This is a genomic window from Kitasatospora gansuensis, assembly GCF_014203705.1.
GTDB lineage: Bacteria > Actinomycetota > Actinomycetes > Streptomycetales > Streptomycetaceae > Kitasatospora > Kitasatospora gansuensis.
Window position 1 is genome coordinate 7379539 of sequence record NZ_JACHJR010000001.1, and the last position, 18813, is coordinate 7398351.

21 protein-coding genes and 1 pseudogene are annotated in these 18813 nt (G+C 70.9%); 8 read left to right on the forward strand and 14 right to left on the reverse strand.

The genetic code is table 11. The features are described from left to right. Positions 1-156: 156 nt before the first annotated feature. The 3 genes from F4556_RS33265 to F4556_RS33275 all read right to left on the reverse strand — a co-directional run bounded on the left by F4556_RS33265 (position 157) and on the right by F4556_RS33275 (position 2432). Entirely contained in the window at positions 157-1221 is a 1065-nt protein-coding gene (locus tag F4556_RS33265; protein ID WP_246511155.1) for a class I SAM-dependent methyltransferase, read from the reverse strand. A 185-nt stretch (positions 1222-1406) separates the two neighbouring features. Then, on the reverse strand, positions 1407-1868 hold the full coding sequence (locus F4556_RS33270) for a cytosine permease (protein WP_313068993.1): 462 nt from the start codon (positions 1866-1868) through the stop codon (positions 1407-1409). A gap of 183 nt (positions 1869-2051) precedes the next feature. Then, positions 2052-2432, reverse strand: coding sequence for a YybH family protein (locus F4556_RS33275; protein ID WP_184922818.1), 381 nt, complete (start codon positions 2430-2432; stop codon positions 2052-2054). Positions 2433-2570: 138 nt separating this feature from the next. On the opposite strand from F4556_RS33275, the gene F4556_RS33280 reads away from it, so the two are divergent. After that, complete coding sequence (locus tag F4556_RS33280) at positions 2571-3476, forward strand: helix-turn-helix domain-containing protein (protein WP_184922820.1); 906 nt, start codon at positions 2571-2573, stop codon at positions 3474-3476. Between the two features lie 12 nt (positions 3477-3488). Here F4556_RS33280 and F4556_RS33285 read toward each other — a convergent pair whose 3' ends face one another. From F4556_RS33285 to F4556_RS33295, 3 genes are read right to left on the reverse strand one after another with little or no spacing between them, the layout of a single operon-like run. After that, positions 3489-3719: a hypothetical protein gene (locus F4556_RS33285; protein WP_184922821.1), complete on the reverse strand. Its 231-nt coding sequence runs from the start codon at positions 3717-3719 to the stop codon at positions 3489-3491. 28 nt (positions 3720-3747) lie between these two features. Next, complete coding sequence (locus F4556_RS33290; RefSeq protein ID WP_184922823.1) at positions 3748-4281, reverse strand: NUDIX hydrolase; 534 nt, start codon at positions 4279-4281, stop codon at positions 3748-3750. Between the two features lie 10 nt (positions 4282-4291). After that, positions 4292-5536, reverse strand: coding sequence for an NsdA family TPR-like regulatory protein (locus F4556_RS33295; RefSeq protein WP_184922825.1), 1245 nt, complete (start codon positions 5534-5536; stop codon positions 4292-4294). A gap of 117 nt (positions 5537-5653) precedes the next feature. Here F4556_RS33295 and F4556_RS33300 point away from each other — a divergent pair. Then, positions 5654-6007: pseudogene (locus tag F4556_RS33300) on the forward strand (IS5 family transposase); the annotation flags it as partial. A gap of 372 nt (positions 6008-6379) precedes the next feature. On the opposite strand, the gene F4556_RS33305 reads toward F4556_RS33300, so the two are convergent. Both F4556_RS33305 and F4556_RS33310 read right to left on the reverse strand, forming a co-directional pair. Next, positions 6380-6712, reverse strand: a complete 333-nt coding sequence (locus F4556_RS33305) for a hypothetical protein (RefSeq protein ID WP_184912732.1) — start codon at positions 6710-6712, stop codon at positions 6380-6382. Between the two features lie 73 nt (positions 6713-6785). Next, the gene (locus F4556_RS33310) at positions 6786-7655 is read right to left on the reverse strand and encodes an IS5 family transposase (RefSeq protein ID WP_184912734.1); all 870 of its coding nucleotides are present in this window, start codon (positions 7653-7655) and stop codon (positions 6786-6788) included. 80 nt (positions 7656-7735) lie between these two features. On the opposite strand from F4556_RS33310, the gene F4556_RS33315 reads away from it, so the two are divergent. The 4 genes from F4556_RS33315 to F4556_RS33330 all read left to right on the forward strand — a co-directional run bounded on the left by F4556_RS33315 (position 7736) and on the right by F4556_RS33330 (position 9115). Further along, positions 7736-7966, forward strand: coding sequence for a hypothetical protein (locus tag F4556_RS33315; RefSeq protein WP_184922827.1), 231 nt, complete (start codon positions 7736-7738; stop codon positions 7964-7966). After that, positions 7921-8295 (forward strand): hypothetical protein, encoded by a 375-nt coding sequence (locus tag F4556_RS33320; protein WP_184922829.1) that lies wholly within the window; start codon positions 7921-7923, stop codon positions 8293-8295. The genes F4556_RS33315 and F4556_RS33320 overlap by 46 nt, the downstream gene beginning before the upstream one ends. 204 nt (positions 8296-8499) lie before the next feature. Further along, a complete protein-coding gene (locus tag F4556_RS33325; protein WP_184922831.1) occupies positions 8500-8838 on the forward strand; it encodes a hypothetical protein in 339 nt (112 codons plus the stop codon). 7 nt (positions 8839-8845) lie between these two features. Then, positions 8846-9115 (forward strand): hypothetical protein, encoded by a 270-nt coding sequence (locus F4556_RS33330; RefSeq protein WP_184922833.1) that lies wholly within the window; start codon positions 8846-8848, stop codon positions 9113-9115. A gap of 75 nt (positions 9116-9190) precedes the next feature. Here F4556_RS33330 and F4556_RS33335 read toward each other — a convergent pair whose 3' ends face one another. After that, the gene (locus F4556_RS33335; RefSeq protein ID WP_184922835.1) at positions 9191-9922 is read right to left on the reverse strand and encodes an SDR family oxidoreductase; all 732 of its coding nucleotides are present in this window, start codon (positions 9920-9922) and stop codon (positions 9191-9193) included. Between the two features lie 100 nt (positions 9923-10022). Between F4556_RS33335 and F4556_RS33340 the strand changes: the two genes are divergently transcribed. Then, positions 10023-10517: an RrF2 family transcriptional regulator gene (locus F4556_RS33340; protein ID WP_184922837.1), complete on the forward strand. Its 495-nt coding sequence runs from the start codon at positions 10023-10025 to the stop codon at positions 10515-10517. Positions 10518-10596: 79 nt separating this feature from the next. Further along, entirely contained in the window at positions 10597-10773 is a 177-nt protein-coding gene (locus tag F4556_RS33345) for a hypothetical protein (RefSeq protein ID WP_184922839.1), read from the forward strand. Between the two features lie 64 nt (positions 10774-10837). On the opposite strand, the gene F4556_RS33350 is transcribed toward F4556_RS33345, so the two are convergent. The 5 genes from F4556_RS33350 to F4556_RS33370 form a co-directional block, all read right to left on the reverse strand. Further along, positions 10838-13321 (reverse strand): glycoside hydrolase family 9 protein, encoded by a 2484-nt coding sequence (locus F4556_RS33350; RefSeq protein WP_184922841.1) that lies wholly within the window; start codon positions 13319-13321, stop codon positions 10838-10840. A 169-nt stretch (positions 13322-13490) separates the two neighbouring features. Next, a complete protein-coding gene (locus F4556_RS33355; protein WP_446684976.1) occupies positions 13491-15854 on the reverse strand; it encodes a beta-xylosidase/alpha-l-arabinosidase in 2364 nt (787 codons plus the stop codon). Continuing rightward, positions 15851-16672 (reverse strand): carbohydrate ABC transporter permease, encoded by an 822-nt coding sequence (locus tag F4556_RS33360; protein ID WP_184922843.1) that lies wholly within the window; start codon positions 16670-16672, stop codon positions 15851-15853. The genes F4556_RS33355 and F4556_RS33360 overlap by 4 nt, the downstream gene beginning before the upstream one ends. Further along, positions 16672-17565: a carbohydrate ABC transporter permease gene (locus F4556_RS33365; protein ID WP_184922845.1), complete on the reverse strand. Its 894-nt coding sequence runs from the start codon at positions 17563-17565 to the stop codon at positions 16672-16674. Before F4556_RS33365 ends, F4556_RS33360 begins: the two co-directional genes overlap by 1 nt. Next, positions 17562-18803: an ABC transporter substrate-binding protein gene (locus F4556_RS33370; RefSeq protein WP_246511156.1), complete on the reverse strand. Its 1242-nt coding sequence runs from the start codon at positions 18801-18803 to the stop codon at positions 17562-17564. Before F4556_RS33370 ends, F4556_RS33365 begins: the two co-directional genes overlap by 4 nt. Between the last annotated feature and the right edge of the window lie 10 nt (positions 18804-18813).

Here is an 18813-nt window from a genome sequence, read left to right on the forward strand (position 1 = left end):
AACAAGTTCGTCACACGACTTGTGACCGCTCTCATCGCGAAAAGAGCGGGGACTCATCGGATCACTGGCCGATGGCGGGCGGGCTTGCTACGTGACGGCATGCCGATGCACCGGCCCGGCACGCCCTTCAGCGGGGCCGCCCGCCTGAAGCACGCGTCAACGCCGCGCCACGTAGTAGACGTTCAGGATGTCCCCCTCGACCCGCTGGGTGTCGACCTGGCTGAAACCGGCCTCGGCGAGCATCCGCAGGGCGGTTTCCTCGCCCCACGCCGTTCCCAGCCCCTCGCCGCCCTCGCTGAGCGAGACACTCATGCAGTAGAACGTCGAGAACGTGTACAGCGCCGGACCCAGGGGGTGCTCGATGTTCTCCTCCAGACGGCTGGACGCCGCGATGTCGCCCATCAGGAACACCCCGTCGTCCTTCAGCGCACCGGCGACCGAGGCCAGCGCCTGTGCGGGTCGGGCCAGGTCGTGGATGACGTCGAACGCCGTGACGAGGTCGTAGGCGCCGGTCAGCTCGGCGCAGTCGCCGATCCGGAACGCCGCGTTGGCCAGGCCCAGTTCGGCGGCCTCGGCGCGAGCTGCGGCGATGCCGTCCTCCGACATGTCGATCCCCTGGAAGGAACTGGCCGGGAAGGTCGTGGCGAGGACGTTGACCGCGTGACCCTGGCCGCAGCCGATGTCCAGTACGTCGGCGCCCGCGGCCAGCCGCTCCGGCAGTCCCGGAACCAGCGGAACGATCCCGTCCACCAGCGCCAGGTCGTAGACCTCCCCGGACTCCTCCGCCTGGAGCGCCTGGAACCTGGGGTACGCCGAATACGGAACGCCGCTCCCGGTGCGGAACGCCTCCAGCACCTGCTGTTCCACCTCGCCCATCATGCCGAGGTCCTGGGCGATCCGGGCGAGGTTGTCCGGCCCCGACGCCCTCGTCAGGGAGGCGGCGTGCTCGGGCGGCAGCACGTACGTGGTCCGCTGCGGGTCGTAGTCGACGACCCCGCCTACCACCATCGCCCCCAGCCACTCCCGTACGTAGCGCTCGTTGAGCCCGGCCGCCCGGGCGATCTCCCCGCTCGTGGCCGGAGCCATCCCGGCCATCGTGTCGAACAGGCCGCTCTCGTGGCCCAGACCCGCCATCAGGCCCAGGCAGGCGTCGTTCACCATCTGGAGCATCCGGCCCGCGAACGCCTCCTGCTTCACCGCGTCCAGCTCTGCGACGGACATCATGCCTCCTGACCATCGGGCCAGGACGTGAGGCGGGACGCGCTGCCCGCACTCGCGGGCGGCTCGATGAGACTGCGCGGGAAAAACCTGCTCTGTCAGGCTACGTCTGCCCACTCACGCCGACCGCGCGAACCTGGCCGACCGGTCCGTGCCGTCCGCCGGGAGGATCCGGCTCCTGCCGCCGCTCACCGCGAAGTACAGCGAGCCGGCGACGATGACGCCGATGAACCAGGTGTACGGCCCGAGCGCCGCGCCGTAGCCGGCCGGCCCGTAGACCGGGAGGAGGCTGGAGAAGACCGCGCCGACGGCGGCGGCCGCGAAGGCCCGGATGTTCCAGCCGCCTTGGAAGCGGAACTCGCCGTCAGCGCGCCGGCCTTGACCGACAGGACGACGGCGAGGACCAGCATCATCAGCCAGACGGCCGGCCCGGCGAAGTCCTGGAACCGGCGAACCGTCTCCATCCCCTTACTGATGATCAGCAGCTGCCCGGCCGACACACCCAGGAAGCACACCACCTCCAGGCTGCTGTGCCCGAGCAGGTGGGTGCTCTGGTGGAAGTGCTTGGGGCCGCTGTATCTGGTGAGGAACGCGACGATCGCACCGGCCGCCGCGCTGGTCTGCGCCCCGTACCAAAAGGTGGCGACCACGGCCCGCACCAGCGCCGGGACGAGGGAACGGGCCGTGCGTTTCCTCGCGATTCCGGAGAGGTAAGCGACACATCAACGTCGGAAGCATCATTTCGCATGGCGGAGAACAGTGGTGTGGCCCTCCCCGGATCGGCCGACACCGAGCGGCAGGGTCCCGCTCGGTGTCGTGGGGGAGGGGCGGGTTCAGACGGTGCCCAGCGGGTTGAGGAGGGTGAAGCGCCAGCCGCCGTCGGCGCCCCGGTGGGCGATGTTGGCGGTGGTGCCGGTCGGAGCGATCCGTTCGCCGTCGGGGCCGTCGATCTCCAGCGTCCAGTCGGTGACCAGGAGGGCGGTCTCCGCGCCGACCAGGGTGTGGCGCTGAACGTTCGTCAACTGGCCATGGGCGAGGACGGTTCCGGCGAGCTCCGCGCGCAACGCCTCGGCTCCGGTGACGAGTTCGCCCGTCACCGTGCGCATGCCCGCGTTCGGGGCGAACAGGGCCAGTACGGTGTCGACGTCGCCGTCGTTCAGGGCGTCCTGGAACAGGATCGGCAGCTGCGCGGGATCGGTGACAACAGGGGACATGGTGAAAGGTCCTTCCTTCGGAACAGGGTGATGTGACGGCTTCTCAGTCGGCTGCGCGGTGTGTGGCGCCCGCTGTCGGCCGTGCCTCCACCATGCCTCCGCGGGCGCCCGCGCGACGAGGTAGAGTCACGCCTCGACATGGTCGAAACTGGACAGCACGACATCATCGACATCGCCTACGACAACCCCGGCCGCCGGCCCACCGGCGTCGAGGTGCTGGCCTTCGACGCACTGAAGGCACGGCTGAAGAGCTCAGTTGCCCGGCGGCCGAGCCGCCTCGACTTCCACCAGCTCATGCTGGTACGCCACGGCAAGGGCACCGCGATGGTTGATTTCGTCACCTACCCGTGTACCCGCGGAACACTGCTCCATCTGCGACCCGGCCAGGTTCAAGGTCTGCCCGTCGGCTCGGATGACGCCATCGCGGAGCTCGACGCCACCCTGCTGCTGTTCACCGCCGACTTCCCGCCACCGTTGCCTGCGACCCATGAGGTGCTCGACGCGTTCGGCCCGGTGTCCTGGCGGCTGCCGCCCGCCGAGTTCAACGCCCTTGACCGGGCCGTGATCGACCTGCAGTCGGAGTACCGGAGACTGCAGGACACACAGGCCCCCGCTCCCACCGAGCTGACCCAGGCGCTGCTGCGCCAGCTGCTCGGCGCACTGCTCATCCGCGTGGCGCGCCTGCCGGGCCCGGCCGGACGCTCCGCCACGACCGGCCTCCCCGGCGCGGAGGTCCATCTGGCCTTCCGACGCGAGCTCGAGCGTTCCTTCGCCACCACCCGCTCCGTCGAGGACTACGCCGCGCGCCTCGGCTACTCGTCCCGGACCATCACTCGCGCCTGCCTGGCCGCCACCGGCCGAAGCGCCAAGCAGCTGGCCGACGCCCGCGTCGCCCTGCAGGCGCGGCGGCTGCTCGCCCACACCGATCTGCCCGTGGCCGCGATCGGCCGTGCGCTCGGCTTCACCGAGGCCACCAACTTCGGAAAGTTCTTCGCCCGCGAGACCGGCCGCACCCCCGGCGACTTCCGCCGCACCCACCGGTGAGGTGACGGCCCGTCAGCTGACGGGCGCCTCCGGCGGATTGTTGTGGCAACTGGGCGAGCTGGTCGTCCGCGCGTCCGGGGTGGTCGGGAGTGGGGGCCGGCCGTGCTCGGCTTCGTGCTGCTCGATCTCGGCGATCCGCTGGTGGACCTGGGCGTCGGCCTCGACCCACTGGCGGTGCAGGTCGATCAGGTCTGCGGGGATCTCGATGGTGTCGCTCGCGTGCGCGATCGTAGGCCCGGCCACCGACAGCCCGACGGAACAGCGCGGCCCACTACGCCAGTCGGTGCGGGCCGAGGTAGTACGAGAGTGCGGCGAGCGAGGGGCCGTCTGCCACGTTGCCCGAGGTCAGCAGCTTTACGACCTCGACCTCCGGCAGCCACTCCACTTTGCCCTCGCTCGAATCGACCGGCACTCCAACCTGCGCGCACCCGGTGGCGTGGAAGCTGCGGAAGTGCATGGTGCTGATCCCGGCCAGGGCGTCGTACTCGACGAGCGGCTCCACCTTGCCCGGCCGCCAGCCCGTCTCCTCCTCGATCTCCCGGGCGATCGCCGCAGCCGGGTCCTCACCAGGCTCGGCCCACCCAGCCGGGACCTCCCAGCCCCACCGCCCGGTGATGAACCGGTGCCGGTAGAGCAGCAAGAAGTCGCCCGCCTCGTTGGTCACCACCGAGGTAACCGACGCCTTCGGCATGGTGATGACGTGGTGGTCGATGCGGCCGATCCCGGGGATGTCGACGTCGTCCAGCCAGACCTCGACGTAGGGGCTGTCGTAGACCCGCCGTCGGCCGTAGCTTTTCCACTCCACCGGGTCCTCCTCAGGTACGGACGAGCTGGTGCTCCGACTCTCTCACGCGAGCGCTGAGCTCCCGTACGGGGCCGGATGCCCGCCACGGCCCGAGGGATGCCTGGAACGCGCGAGCCCGCGCGACCAGGGGCTGGATGATGCTGCCTCCCGCGATGTCCAGCGCGCTGTGCGCCAGCGAGCAAGCGCTGGCGACATCGCCCTGGCCGATCCGACACTCGGCGAGGTCGAACGTCAGCAGTGCCAGGCCCTTCACGTCAGCCTGGTCTCGCCGCTCCAGCGCAGTGGTCAGCAGGTCGGCCGCGACGTCGTGGTGGCCGAGCAGGGCATGGCTCTCGCCGGTGATGCCGTCCAGACGAGGCCTGGTGAAGAAGTCGAGTCCGCCGAGCGGTTCGACTGGCGCCAACTCCAGCAGCTCGGCGGAGCGGTCCAGCGTGGCCAACGCGGACCGGTGCTGGCCGGTGGCGGCGAGGGAGCGGCCGAGGTTCGCGGCGATCCACGCGCGGCGCCGGGGGCTGGCTCCTGCCGCCAGGACGTCGGCCTGCCCGAGGAGGCCCGCGGCCTGCTCCGTCCGCCCCGCCGTGTAGTCCACGATGCTCTGCATGGTCAGCAACCAGGCCGTCAGCTCGGCGGTCTCGCTTTCCTCTGCGGCCACCTGGCCCATGTGGAACGTGGCGTCGGAGCGGCTTCGGTCGCCGCAGTCGTGGTAGGCCAGGCCCAGCAGGCCAGACAGGACAGTCAGTATCCGGACGCACCGTCGGCGAGCACCGAGAGCCTGCGGCCGGCTGAGAAGCTCGTGTACGGCGGCGAGCTGACGCTGCATCAGCGGTACGCTCGCCGCCGGCGAGGTGACCGGGTACCTGAACGCTGACTCGGCGACCGCTGACTCCAGGTGCAGCAGGGTGGCGTCGCTTGCGGTCGACCGGGTCAGCATGTCCAGGATCTCCCAGGTCTCGGGGATCGCGGCCGACTGGTAGCTGGCTGGTGTTGCGGGGGTTTCCCAGGGGCGGTCAGCGAGACCGAGCATCCGGCCCGGGATGCCGAGGCCGTCCGCGACACGCTCACAGACGTCCATGCTCGTGGCCACTCGCCCACTGGTCACGTACTCGGTGACACGGCTGGTCTGGAGCCCGGTGAGCCGAGCGATCTGTGCTGGGTAGATTCCAGCACGGATCTTGGCGAGGTGAAACACCGTGCCGATCTTGCGGTCGGCGCACGCGGTGACGAACTGGCGGTCGGCCAGCAGGTGCGCGGGCACCTGATCCGGGCTCGGCATAGGGGTCTCCCGTCGCGGCGATCCACCGAGGCTACCGACGCCGCCTGCTACATGGTGAGTACTCATGGTGGCCCTAGGGCGTGTCTGATAATTGATCACGTGACTGGTCGGGGTGAGTTGACGGATGCGGCGTGGGGGCGGATAGAACCGCTGTTGCCGCAGGTGGATGGGCGTGGCCGTCCGTGGCGCGATCACCGGCAGGTGGTCAACGGGGTGCTGTGGCGGCTGCGGACGGGGGCTCCGTGGCGTGATCTGCCCGAGCGGTACGGGCCGTGGCAGACGGTCTACGAGCGGTTCGCCCGCTGGGAGGCGGACGGGACGTGGGCGAGGCTGCTGGAGCACATCCAGGTTCGTGACGACGCGGTGGGCCGGGTGGAGTGGACCGTCTCGGTCGACTCCACGATCAACCGAGCCCAGCCGGCCAGCAGTCCGAGGAACACCCCCTTCACGGCGCCGTACCCGACCGGGGTCCAGACGTTCCACGGGTAGTTGGCCTCGTGCTCGGCCCGCCGGGCCCCCGCAAGGCCCCAGACGAGCGCGCCCGCTGCCACACCCCATGGCACCACGCCCGCCACGCGCCCAGGCCGGTCCGCACCGGCAGGTCCGCGCTCCGGGGGCACGACCATGACGCCCTCCACCATCTCCGCCAAAGACCGGCCCACCCGCTCCGTCGCTGTCCCGTACGCGGACGCACCGCCGCGCTCGTACGGGGGACGCACGCGCCCGCTCCGCGGTTGCGCACCGCCGGGGCGACCGGTGAACCGGAGCCAACGGCTCCGCGAACCGGCCAGGTGATCATTTGTCAGACACGGCCTAGGCCGTGTTTTAGAAGGCGTCGAAGGTGCCTCTGGTTGGCCGTCCGGGGAAGCTTCGGGCGGCCAGCCAGAGGATGAGGTCGCGCGCGATCGTGTGGATGCTGGTCTCGGTGACCACGTCGTGTTCGCGACGGCTCGCGTCACGGCGGACGATCTCGTATCCGCCCTTGTCGAGGACAGCGACCGAGAGGTACCAGATCGGGTCGTCCTCGTCGGGCTGGATGACGACGAACGTGTTGTCGGTGTCGTTGAGATCGTCGACCAGCATGAAGATGGCGTCTTCGGACGGGTCGTCGATGTGGTCGCCGTTCTCGCTGTCGGCGCAGTAGTAGTCAGCGGCCACCGGTCTCTCCCCTGTGCGACACCCCGCTCCGGGCTCGCGGCCAGCATGGCACGCGAGCCCGACACATCGGTTCTCACAGCCACTGGTTGATCGCGGCGACGAGGACGGCCGCCTCGAAGCGGACGGCGAGTTTGTCGAACCGGGTGGCCACCGCCCGGTGCTGCTTCAACCGGTTGATGCCGCACTCGACGGCATGGCGGCCCTTGTAGTCCTCTCGGTCGAAGTGGGGCGGACGTCCCCCGCTCGCGCCGCGCCGCTTGCGGTTACGGATCTGGTCGGCCGGCTCCGGGATGGTGCACAGGATGCCGCGTCTGCGCAGGTAGGCGCGATTGGCCTTGGACGAGTACGCCTTGTCGCCGCGCACTCGAAGCGGCAGGGTGCGGGGGCGGCCGGGCCCGGTCCGGGGCACGCGTATCGCGTCGAGCACCGCTTCGAACTGCGGTGAGTCCCCGCGCTGGCCGGCCGTGACGAGGAGGGACAGCGGCTTCTGCCGTTGCTCGCAGGCCAGGTGAATCTTGGTCGTGAAACCGCCTCGCGACCGGCCCAGTCCGTGGTCCGCGGGCTCCTTGCCCACGCCGCCTGGCGGCTCCTTCTGCGCGGCCCCGTCCCGCCGGGCGCCAGCGGCGTGTTGGTGGGCTCGGCAGATCGTGGAGTCGACGTTCACTTCCCAGACGATCAGCCCCGCCGCATCGGCCCGCGTCTGCAGGCCAGCCAGGATCTGCTGCCAGATGCCCTGACGCTGCCAGCGGCGGAACAGGCCATAGATCGTCTGCCAGGGTCCGTACTCCGGCGGAACGTCCCGCCACGGAGCTCCCGTCCGCACCCGCCACCGAATCCCGTTGACCAGCCTGCGGCGCGACCTCGCCGGACGACCCACCCCGGCCATCGGCAGCAACGGCTCCAGCACAGCCCACTGATCATCCGACAGATCCCCACGCCCCATCCACAGAGCCTGGCATCACGCCGGACGACCTTCCAAAACAGCCCCTAGTCGCCGTCCTGGCCCGGCCCGAAGCTCGCCCCATGACATCTGCATCACCGGCCCCGGCGGCCGTGCTCGTCACGCTCCGGCCCCTCACCGGGGACGAGTGCGAGGTCGAGGTCACCAGCGAGCAGCTCCACGGCCGCCGCTGCATCGGCTGTGGCACCGACCACCAGCTGGTCGACGCTGGCCACGTCTACACCCCGACCGGGGAGGCGCCCCTCGGGTGGCCGGTCCGGTCCTGCGCGCGCTGCATGGCGGCCGAGCGGTGACCCCGGAGGAGCGGTTCATCGTCGAGGAGTTGGAGCCCGACGAGAAGGGCCGGCCGGGCTGGGGCCTACGCGACCAGGTCACCAGCGAACTGGTCCTCGCCGGTGGCGAGACAGACCGGTACGGCACCCCGTTCCAGGCCCGGATGCACATTCAGAGCCACTGGTACCACGCCCAACGCCTGGCAGCAGTGGACGACCACATCGACCTGTTCGTGGCCGAGGCCGCACACCGCCGCAACGGCCAACTACTACCGCCAGGCGAGCCGCTGTTCGCGCCGGCCCGCCGAGTACGCCGCGCCATTCCCAGCCCGGAGGCCACCAGTGCCTGACCGCTACGAAGCCCGACTGCTGCCGCCGGTCGGCGCGGCGGAGCCCCTGTGGGGGGCCTGGGACCTCAAGAACAAGGACTGGGTCCGGGTCCCGTCGCCGGACCGCCGGCCGGAGTGGTTCACCACCGAGGCTCGCGTCAGCACGTGGGCTGCTCAGCAGGCTTCCGGCCGCAAGGTTCCCAGCTCAACGAGAAGGAGTGCGCATTGAAGTTGCCCGGAAAGAAGAGCGGGCCCAGCGACACCGATCGCGCCGAGGCCGCCAACCAGGCCGAGCTCGCCGGGGTCAGCCTGGATGCCAACGACTCTGCAGCAGGCGCCGCGATGATCGGGAACGCCTGGCGGGCCCTCGGCGGAGGCAAGTTGGCCCGCGAGAAGCGCGACGTTCAGCACCTGTTGGACGTCCCGCGTGGGAGAGGTGCTCGGAGCATGGGCTGGTCGCTGTCTGTTCGTTGTCGGGCGGCGTTGGCCGCCGTTCTCGTGGTGTCCGTGCTGGGTGGGGCGGCGCCGGCCCGGGCGGCGGGGGGCGTCGAGCACTTCGTATGACTTCCACATGGATCTGCCCGACGGACGGTATGTCCAGAGCGGCCTCGACCGGGACGACTTCGCGGTGGTGCTGCGGCTGCCGTACAGCACGGCGGGCAGCTTCAGCGCGCAGGACGAGCGCACGATCCACGCTGCGGACGGGACGGTCATCGGGACCCTGACGATCCGTGAGGACCACGAGGTGGTCTACCGGGACCTGAACACCAACGGGGAAGCGGACCCGGGTGAGGTGACCCTCGAGCGGCACGAGTTCCGGCTGAGCTGCGGCGCGCCGTAGGCGTTCCGTGCCGAGAAGGCCCCGGAAGGCCGCCGCCCCGTTGCGGGTGGCGGCCTTCGGTGCTGCCCGGAGTGGTCAGCCGTTGAGCCAGTCCTGGTAGTGGGTCGGTGCCAGGCGGGCGCCGGGGCCCGGGGTGAGGACGTCTCCGTGGACGGCGGCGAACAGGCCCGCCTGGGCGTCGACGATGACGGGGCGTCGGTCGCCCCGGGCGGCGAGCGTCATGCGGCCGATCTCGTCGAGGGTGAACTTGTCGGGGCCCGCGATGTCGAGAACCCCGCCGAGCGGCGTGCCGGTGGTCACGTCCGCGAGGATGTCGACGATGTCGCGGCTGGCGATCGGCTGGAGCAGCGTCGCGGGCAGTCGCACCGCGGTCCCGTCCGAGGTCCAGGACATGGTGGGCTCCATGAACTCGAAGAACTGCGTGGCGCGCACGATCGAGTAGGGCGTCGGACCGCCGCGCAGCAGCTCCTCCTGGAGCGTCTTGGCGCGGTAGTAGTCCAGTTCGGGGACCTGGTCCACGCCGACGATGGACAGCACCACCTGGTGGCGGACGCCGGCCCGCTCGCCCGCGGCGAGGAGGTTGCCCACCGTGGTGCGGAAGAACTCGATCGACTGCTCGTCGAAGGTGGGGGAGTTGGTCACGTTCACCACGGCCTCCGCGCCGGCGAGCGCCGTGTCGAGACCGGCCCCGGTGAGCAGGTCGACGCCGGACGACAGCGACGCGGTGGTCACCGCGTGGCCTCGTGCGGTCAGCTCGGTGGCGAGCTGCGAGCCGATGAGTCCGGTACCGATGACGGTGATCTTCATGGTGCGCCTTCCTTCGGGTGGGGCATGCCCTCGCAAACTCGGACAGCTTATGTCCGAGATAGTACTCGGATATCCTGTGTCCGAGTCAAGTGGAGGTGGCATGAAACTGTCCGGTGGCGTCGAGTGGGCGCTGCACTGCTGCGTGGTGCTGACGGCTGCCGGTGATCCGGTGCCGGCGGCTCGGCTGGCCGCGCTGCACGACGTGTCGCCGAGTTACCTGGCCAAGCAGCTGCAGGCGCTGTCCCGCGCGGGTCTGGTGCACTCGGTGCAGGGCAAGACCGGCGGGTACGTCCTCACCAGGAGGCCCGAGGAGGTCAGCCTGCTGGACGTGGTGCAGGCCGTCGACGGGGCGAATCCCGCGTTCGTCTGCACCGAGATCCGTCAGCGCGGACCGCTGGGGACGCCGCCGGAGCAGTGCACGAAGCAGTGCCCCATCGCCCGGGCGATGGGAGCCGCCGACGCGGCGTGGCGCGCGTCGCTGGCCGCCGTCACGATCGCCGACCTCGCCGCATCGGTGGAGGGCGACAGCGGTCCGGAGGCGCTGCCGAGGGTCGGCGCCTGGTTGAACGGGGACCCGGACGGACGGCCCCGCTGATCGGCTGCGTTACGGAGCGTCAGCCCGTCACTGGAACGTCCACGCCTGGCGGGACTGGTTCAGGGCCATCGACTGATCGATGACGGCCCCGTTCGTCGTCGATCCGCCGGTCGCCTCCACCACCGGCGGAAACGGTGGCGTGGAGAACATCAGCGGGCTGTCCGGCTCCGGACGCTACGTGCGGATGTACGGCACCGCGCGCGCCACCCAGTGGAGCCACTCGCTGTTCTCGATGCAGGTGTTCAGCAGCCAGTGACGGGGCGGCGGGCCCCTCGATGTACTTGAGGGGCCCGCCGCCTGACGGTCTGTCAGTCCCGAGCTCAGGCGCAGACGGCGCCGTTCAGGGTGAAGGGGCTCGGTGCGGCGTTGGTGCCCGAGTAGGTGGCCTGGAAGCCGAAGCTCGCGGTGGCGCCGGGTGCGAGGGTGCCGTTCCAGCCCGAGTCGCGGGCGGTCACCGCGCTGCCCGACTGGGTCACGGTGGCGTTCCACGCGTTGGAGACCTTCTGGTCACCCGCGAAGCTCCAGCCCAGCGTCCACCCGGAAATGGTCGAGGTGCCGGTGTTCTTGACGGTCACCGTCGCGGTGAAGCCGTTGCCCCAGGAGTTGTCGACCTTGTACGCCACGGAGCACGAGGCCGTCGGGGGAGCGCTGTCGTCGTCCGCCTCGGTGGCGGTGAAGGCCGCCGCCGTCACGCCCGAGCCGCCGGCCGAGAAGGTCGCGCTGCCCGCCAGGGTGTCCGCGTCCTGCGCGGCGGACAGCGAAACCTGCTGCGCGCTGGCCCAGTTGGCCGGGGTGAAGACCAGGGTGGCGCCGGACGAGACCGCCAGGTCCTGGTCGCCGGAGGTGCGGGAGACCGCCACCGTGACGTTCTGCGCGGGCGCCGAGGAGAGCCGCACGCCCACCGCGGCCGAACCGCCCTCGGGGACGGTCACCGCCGCCGGGGTCACCTGGACCGCAGGCGTCGTCGGGGTGCTGCGCCGCTCCGCGGCGAAGGCCGCGAGCCAGGCCAGCGAGGCGTTCCAGTTGATCGCCACCTCGTTGGTGGAGTACGAGCCGATGTCGTCGACGTAGCAGGCCGCCGGTGCGCAGCCGGTGAGTTGGGCCTTCGCGATCGGGTCCTCCAGGCCCGCGTTCGGACCGCCCGCGAAGGAGCCGGCCGGCGGGTGCGGCAGCGAGGCGTCGTTCTGGTGCGCCCAGAACCGGTGGTGCTGGTTCTCGGAGGCGCGCTCGCCGTAGCCGCTGACGTACGAGCGGTCCAGGGCGTTGCGGCCGAGCAGGTAGTCCAGCGACTCCAGCGCGCCGGTGCGGTAGCGCTGAGCGCCCGTCAGCTCGTACGCGACGCCCAGCACCATCGCGTTGTTGGCCACCGAGCTGTTGGAGCCCCAGACGTAGGCGTCGGCCGCGATCGGCACCGCGTAGCCCTGGCTCGACATGGTGGAGAGGTGGGTGTCGGCGGCCGAAGTGAGCAGGCCGCGCACCCGGGTGATGTCGTCGGCGGGCAGGGCCACCCCGGGGACGGTGGCGAGGGTGATCCGGCCCAGGCTCGCGGTGCCGCCCCACCAGAAGCCGTCGACCGGCTTGGTGTGCTGCGGCGAGGAGGTCACCGCGTCCCGGTACTGCGACTCGCCGGTGGTGGCCAGAAGTTCGGCCGCCGCCCAGTAGAACTCGTCGGAGACGTCGGCGTCCTCGTACGCGCCGCCGCCGGTGTTGTCGGTGGCCGGGGCGAGCACGTTGGGGTTGGCCTTGGCGGCGGCCCAGGCCCGTTTGGCGGCGGTCAGCGCCCGCCCGGCGAAGGCCGCGTCGTACGGGGCGTACACCCGCGCGGCCTGCGCCGCGGTGGCGGCCAGGTTGAGCGTGGCCGCGGTCGAGGGCTTGTGCAACTCGCGGTTCTCGGCGTCGAGTTCGGGCCTGGTCGGCAGGGCGGTCCACTTGGTGTCGTGCATCTTGTGGAAGGCCATGCCCGCCTGCGGCTTCCCCTCCGGCACCTGCATCCGGAGCAGGAAGTCCAGCTCCCAACGGGCCTCGTCGAGCACGTCCGGTACGCCGTTGCCGCGCTCGGGCACCCGCAGGGTGGAGTCGCCGAGCGCCGCTTCGGCGCCCGAACGGCGGGCGCGCTCGAAGGAGTTGACGATCTCCCAGGTGGCGATGCCGCCGTTCACCACGTACTTGCCCTGGTCGCCCGCGTCGTACCAGCCGCCGCGCACGTCCAGCTGGTAGTCGCAGACCCCGGCCTGGCAGGGCACGCTGGTGTCGCCCTTGTTCGGCGCCACGCCCAGGTGGCCGGCCGGGTGGGCGTAGGCGGAGCCGGCCAGGGCCGCGTCGATCGCGATGCCGCTGCGCTGCTGGTAGAAGAACGACATGCTGTCGGAGCGCAGGCCGTCGTAGAGCGAGGCCGAGATGTCGAACGGGTGGCTGGCCCGGCCGTCGACCACCAGTGTGTAGCCGGTGCCGGTCCCGGTGTACGCGCCGAAGTCCACCAGGTGGGTGGACTGGCCGGAGGCCCGGTCGGCGCCGCGCGCCGTGGTGCTGCCCGAGGCGGCCAACGCGCCGGAGCCGTCGCGCAGTTGCCAGACGAGCGGGGTGGTGGCGGTGCTGATGACGGTGGCCCGCTTGGGGCCGTCGGGCAGGTAGCCGAGCTGGTTGACCCGGACCGGGACGTCGGCCGGGGCCGCGGCGGTGGTGGCCGCGCCCGCCGGGAGGGTCGTGAGCGCGGCGGTGGTCAGACCGCCGGCGGCCACGGCCAGACCGGTGAGCAGGGCGGCCGCGCGGCGTGACAGACCGCGAGAGGAGAGGACAGGAGGCACGGGTGGAGCCTTCCTAGGTGGGGTGGGGGATTGTGGGAGCGCTCCCATAGGAAGCCAGAGCCGGACGGCTCGCGTCAAGAGCCAGGATCGATACGGCCGTTGACGAACTCCCAGGCACCGGGTCGTGCGGATGCCCCGGGCAGCAGGAGGTGCTGCCCGGGGCATCCGTTCAGCCCGGTGGGGCCTGGACGGTGATCGCGGGGTGCAGTCTTCGGGTGTGGTCGACCCGGCGGACCGGACCGGTGAGGCGGAGCGGTACGGCGAACCGGACGTCGGTGCTGGAGGCGGAGATCCGCAGTTCCAGGGCGCCCGGCTCGACGATCCGGTGATGGTCGCGGCCGGTGAAGGAGGCCAGGTCGGCCGGGAGTTGGAGATCGACTCGGCAGCCGGCCCCGGCGTCCAGCGTGATCCGCCGGTAGCCGACCAGCCGTTGCACCGGCTGGACCACGGAGGCCACCGGGTCGTGCAGGTAGAACTGGACGACTTCGGTGCCGGTCCTCTCGCCGGTGTTGCGCAGGTCGAAGGAGACCCGGAACTCGCCGTCGGTGCCGGTCTCGGCCGTCTCCACCGCGAGGTCGGACCAGGCGAACTCGCTGTAGCCGAGGCCGTGTCCGAAGCCGTAGGCCGGTGTCGGGTCGGTGCTGGAGACCTCGCCGGCCTGGGCGAGCCGGGCGGCCAGGTAGGTGGAGGGCTGGACGCCGGGGTGGGCGGGGACGGAGACCGGGAGCCGGCCGGAGGGGTTGACCCGTCCGCTGAGCACGCCCGCGAGCGCCTGGGTGCCGGACTCGCCGGGGAAGAAGCACTGCACGATGGCCGCCGCCTCGGTGACGGCGCGCCCGAGCGCGTACGGCCGCCCGGCCAGCAGGGCGAGCACCACCGGCGTTCCGGTGTCCAGCAGTTCGTCGAGCAACTGCTGCTGTCGGCCTGGCAGTTCGAGGGTCGGGGCGTCGCAGCCCTCGCCGCTGGTGCCGCGGCCGAACAGCCCGGCCCGGTCGCCGAGCGCGAGCACCACCACGTCCGCCTGCCGGGCGGCCAGGACCGCTTCGGCGATCCCGTCGGTCTCCTCGCCGTCGACCGTCACCCCGCGTATCGTGCGCACCTCGCTGCCGGGGAACTCCTCCGCCAACGCCTCGCGCAGGGTGGGCAGTTCGATGCCGAGCGGGGTGTCCGGGTGCTGGCCTCCGACGTGCACGGGGAAGGCGTAGCAGCCGAGTACGGCGGTGGGCTCGTCCGCGTTCGGTCCGATCAGGGCGATCCGCGGGGGCCGGTTCAGCGGCAGGTGCCCGTCATTGCGGAGCAGCACCACGGCCTGCTCGGCGAGTTCGGTGGCGAGCGCCCGGTTGGCGGGCGGGTCGAGGTCGACCAGGCCGCGCAGCTTCTCCGGTGTGCTCAGGTCGGTGTCGGCGAGGACGTCCGGCACCGGGTTCCAGTCGGCGTCCAGCAGGCCGAGTTGGGCCTTCTGGACCAGGACCCGGTGCAGCGCCCGGTCGATCAGCGCCTCCGGTACGGCGCCGGCCTCGATGGCGTCCAGCAGCGGCTGTCCGAAGGTCTTCACGGTGGGCAGTTCGACGTCGACACCGCTGGCCAGGGCCAATCCGGCGGCGTCGGACCAGTCCTCGGCGACACCGTGCAGCACCTTGAGGAAGGCGATGCCGAAGTAGTCGGCCACCAGCGTGCCGGTGAAGCCCCAGGTCTCCCGGAGCAGTCCGGTGAGCAGGGCTTCGTCGGCGGCGGACGGCAGCCCGTCGGTGTCGGTGTAGGCGTGCATGACCGAGCGGGGGCGGCCCTCGCGGACGGCCATCTCGAAGGGCGGCAGGATGACGTCGGCCCGCTCGCGCGGGCCCATGCTCACCGGCGCGAGGTTGCGCCCGGCCCGCGAGGCCGAGTACCCGGCGAAGTGCTTGAGGGTGGCGACGATCCCGGCGGACTCCAGGCCCTGGACGTAGGCGGTGGCGACGGTGCCCACCAGGTACGGGTCCTCGCCGATGGTCTCCTCGACCCGGCCCCAGCGGGCGTCGCGGACCACGTCGAGCACCGGGGCGAGGCCCTGGTGCACGCCGACGGCCCGCAGGTCGCGGCCGATCGCGGCGGCCGTCCTCCCGACCAGCGCCGGGTTGAAGGTGGCGCCCCAAGAGAGCGGCACGGGGTAGGCGGTGGCGCCCCAGGCGGCGAAGCCGGCCAGGCACTCCTCGTGGGCGAGGGCCGGGATGCCGAAGCGGTTGGCGGCGGCGATCCGCTGCTGGCTGCGCAGCAGGGAGAGCGCGCCGAGCGCCGGGTCGACCGGGGCGGTGCCGAACGGGCGGGTCAACTGGCCGAGCCCGTAGGGCAGTAGCTCGTCGAGGTCGGGTGGCGCTTCCATCTCGTGCTGGTGCGGGGCGACTTCGCCGCCCTCGTCGCTGGCGCCCACCCAGACGCCGACCAGTTGGGCGGTCTTCTCGCGCAGGGTCATCGCCGCGATCAGGGCGTCGGCCCGGGCCTCCGGGGGGAGTGAGGTGTCGTGCCAGGCGGGCCGGGTGTTCTGACGGTGGTTCACTTTCCTCCCACACCCATCAGGCCCTGGACCAGGGCACGACGGGCGAACAGGTAGACGACGAAGATGGGGAGCACGGACAGCACGACGGCGCTGAGCAGGCCGGGTACGTCCACGCCGTGCTCGGTCTGGAACTCGTACAGGCCGAGCGTCATGACCTTGGTGGCGTCGGACTGGGTGAGGATCAGCGGGAACAGGAAGCCGTTCCACGCCTGGAGGGCGGAGAAGACCACGATGGAGGACAGGCCGCCCTTGGACAGCGGCAGCACCAGCTGCCGGAACACCCGCGCCGGGGTGGCCCCGTCGATGGCCATCGCCTCGTACAGTTCGGGCCCGATGTCGCGCATCGCGCCGGTCAGCACCAGGGTGCACACCGGCAGGCAGAACGCGGCGGTCGGCAGGATGACGCCGATCAGGTGGTCGTACAGGCCGGTCTTGCTGATCACGTAGAACATCGGCACGATCACCGCCTGGGCGGGGATCGCCAGGCCGAGCAGGAACAGCCGGAACACCCAGCCGGTGGCCCGGCCGCGGGCGCGGACGATCGCGTACGCGAGCGGCGGGACGAGCAGCAGTACGATGGCGACCACGCTCACGGTGACGACCAGGGTGTTGAGGAAGTCCTGCCCGAAGCCGTTGGACAGGTCGTTGAGGTAGTTCTGCCCGGTCCACTCGCGGGGCAGGCTGAGCGGGCCCTCGGTGGAGTAGTCGGAGCGGGTCCGCAGGGTGGCGATCAGCAGCACGTAGAGCGGCAGGCCGACCAGCAGCAGCCACACCAGGGATCCCAACCCGGCGAGGTAGTTGGGTCGTTGACGGAGCATCAGAGGCCTTCTGTCGTGGAACGCATCCGGTCGTAGCCGGTGAACCGGACCACCGCGAGCGAGATCAGGGTGGCGACCACCACCAGCACCAGGGCGATGGCCGAGCCGGCGCCGAAGTCGAAGCCCTTGAAGGCCTTCTGGTACATGTAGTACGCGCTGACGGTGGTGTCGGTGCCGGGGCCGCCCTGGGTGAGGATCAGCACCGTGTCGAAGGTGGTCAGGCCGCCGACCACCATCAGGACCGTCGAGGTGATCACGGTGTTGCGCAGCTGCGGCAGGGTGATGTGGATGAACTGCCGTACCCGGCCCGCCCCGTCGATCGCGGCGGCCTGGTAGAGCACCTGCGGGATCGCCCGGGCGCCGCCCTGGTAGATCAGCGCGTGCAGCGGGGTGAACTGCCAGACCCCGACGAAGGCCAGCACTCCGATCGCGCCGCTCCGGGTGCCGAGCAGGTTGCCGTCCCCGAACAGCCAGGTGAGCTGGGAGGGCACACCGAAGTTGGGGTCGAGGACGGCGCGCCACACCACCGAGACGGCGGTCGCGGACAGCAGCAGCGGGACGAAGTAGATCGCCGAGAGCACGGCCCGGTTGCGCTGCCGGCCGGCCGCCCAGACCCCGAGCAGGATGCTGACCGGGGTCTGGGCCGCCACGCCGAGCGCGGTGAGCAGCAGGGTGGTGCCGATCGACTCGATCATCACCGGGTCGTGCAGCAGGCCGGTCCAGTTGTCCAGGCCGTTGAACTTCGGTTCGTTGATGCCGTTCCAGCTGGTGAAGGAGAGCACCGCGACCAGCAGCAGCGGCACGATCGCGAACAGCAGGAAGAACACGGCGGCGGGCGCCGCCCAGCCGAAGCCCGGCCGGGTCACCCCCGCACCCGGTTGCTTCGCCGTCATGAGGTCGGCAAGGCCTGCATGGCCTTGATGAAGCCGTCCGCGTCGGTCTTTCCGTTGAAGAACTGCTGGACGGCGGTGTGGATCGAGGTCATGGCGCTCGGCGGGTAGGCCTGGTCCCAGGAGAGCTGGAACGAGGGTGCGGCCTTGACCAGGTCGTACTGGTACTTGGAGTACGCCGGGCTGGCCGCCGTGTCGAGGAAGTTGACGGTGTTGGTGGTGGTCGGCAGGTTGCCGATGGCGAGCTGCGCCTGCACGAACTCGTCGGAGTACATGAGCTTGAGGAACGCCGCGGCGGCCTCGGGGTGCTTGGTCTTCTTCAGCACCGAGTAGAAGTTGTTGGTGTTGCCGACCACGTCGGCCTGGTCACCCTTGCCGCCGCTGACGGAGGGGAAGCCGGTGTAGCCGAGGCCCGACTTGGCGAAGTCGGGGTTGGCGTCCTGCTGGGTGGAGTAGTACCAGGAGCCCATCAGCTCGAAGGCGGCCTTGCCCTTGGCGACCAGGGCGGGGGCGCCGCCGTCGGTGAACTTCACCGAGTCGAAGTTGGTGCCGAAGGCGCCCGCGTCGATCAGTTCCTTCAGGGTGGCCAGCGCCTTGCGGCTGTCCTCGCTCGCCCAGGCGGCCTTGTCGCCGTTGAGCGCCTGCTGGAACAGGCCGGGCCCGGCGACCCGGTCGTACAGGTACTCGAACCACATCAGGGTGGGCCACTTGTCGCCGCCGCCGAGCGCGATCGGGGTGATGCCCTTGGCCTTCAACGCCTTGGCGTCGGTGACCAGTTCGTCCCAGGTCTTCGGCGCGGTGAGGCCGGCGTCGGCGAGCACCTTCTTGTTGTGGAACAGCAGCACCGGCTGGGTGCCGCGCATCGGCACGCCGTACGGCTTGCCGTCCACCACCGCCGAGTTGAAGACCGACGGCAGGAAGTTGTCCTTCAGGCCGGGCTCCTTGGCGATGAACCCGTCCAGCGGGAGCAGCAGGTCCGCCTTGACGAACGGCTGGATGGAGCCGCCGCCCCAGTTGAAGAAGACGTCGGGGGCCTGCGGGGTGTTGATGACGGTCTGCAGCTTCTGCTGGTAGTCCGCGCCGGGGACGGTGTCGAGGACGACCTTGACCGGGGAGGTCTTGTTGAAGGTCTCGACGAGCTGCTTCTCGACCTTGTTGGCGGCGTCGCCGTAGACCAGCACGTGGATCGTCCCGGAGTCCCCGCCGGAGGCTCCGCCGCTGGAGCCGCAAGCGGCGGTCATGCTCAGGAGA

Excerpts from the sequence above, each read along its gene's own strand:
- F4556_RS33265 (WP_246511155.1), bottom strand. The coding sequence starts at position 1,221 with ATGTCCGTCGCAGAGCTGGACGCGGTGAAGCAGGAGGCGTTCGCGGGC.
- F4556_RS33275 (WP_184922818.1), bottom strand. The coding sequence starts at position 2,432 with ATGTCCCCTGTTGTCACCGATCCCGCGCAGCTGCCGATCCTGTTCCAG.
- F4556_RS33280 (WP_184922820.1), top strand. The coding sequence starts at position 2,571 with ATGGTCGAAACTGGACAGCACGACATCATCGACATCGCCTACGACAAC.
- F4556_RS33310 (WP_184912734.1), bottom strand. The coding sequence starts at position 7,655 with ATGGGGCGTGGGGATCTGTCGGATGATCAGTGGGCTGTGCTGGAGCCG.
- F4556_RS33315 (WP_184922827.1), top strand. The coding sequence starts at position 7,736 with ATGACATCTGCATCACCGGCCCCGGCGGCCGTGCTCGTCACGCTCCGG.
- F4556_RS33330 (WP_184922833.1), top strand. The coding sequence starts at position 8,846 with ATGGATCTGCCCGACGGACGGTATGTCCAGAGCGGCCTCGACCGGGAC.
- F4556_RS33335 (WP_184922835.1), bottom strand. The coding sequence starts at position 9,922 with ATGAAGATCACCGTCATCGGTACCGGACTCATCGGCTCGCAGCTCGCC.
- F4556_RS33340 (WP_184922837.1), top strand. The coding sequence starts at position 10,023 with ATGAAACTGTCCGGTGGCGTCGAGTGGGCGCTGCACTGCTGCGTGGTG.
- F4556_RS33345 (WP_184922839.1), top strand. The coding sequence starts at position 10,597 with ATGACGGCCCCGTTCGTCGTCGATCCGCCGGTCGCCTCCACCACCGGC.
- F4556_RS33360 (WP_184922843.1), bottom strand. The coding sequence starts at position 16,672 with ATGCTCCGTCAACGACCCAACTACCTCGCCGGGTTGGGATCCCTGGTG.
- F4556_RS33365 (WP_184922845.1), bottom strand. The coding sequence starts at position 17,565 with ATGACGGCGAAGCAACCGGGTGCGGGGGTGACCCGGCCGGGCTTCGGC.
- F4556_RS33370 (WP_246511156.1), bottom strand. The coding sequence starts at position 18,803 with ATGACCGCCGCTTGCGGCTCCAGCGGCGGAGCCTCCGGCGGGGACTCC.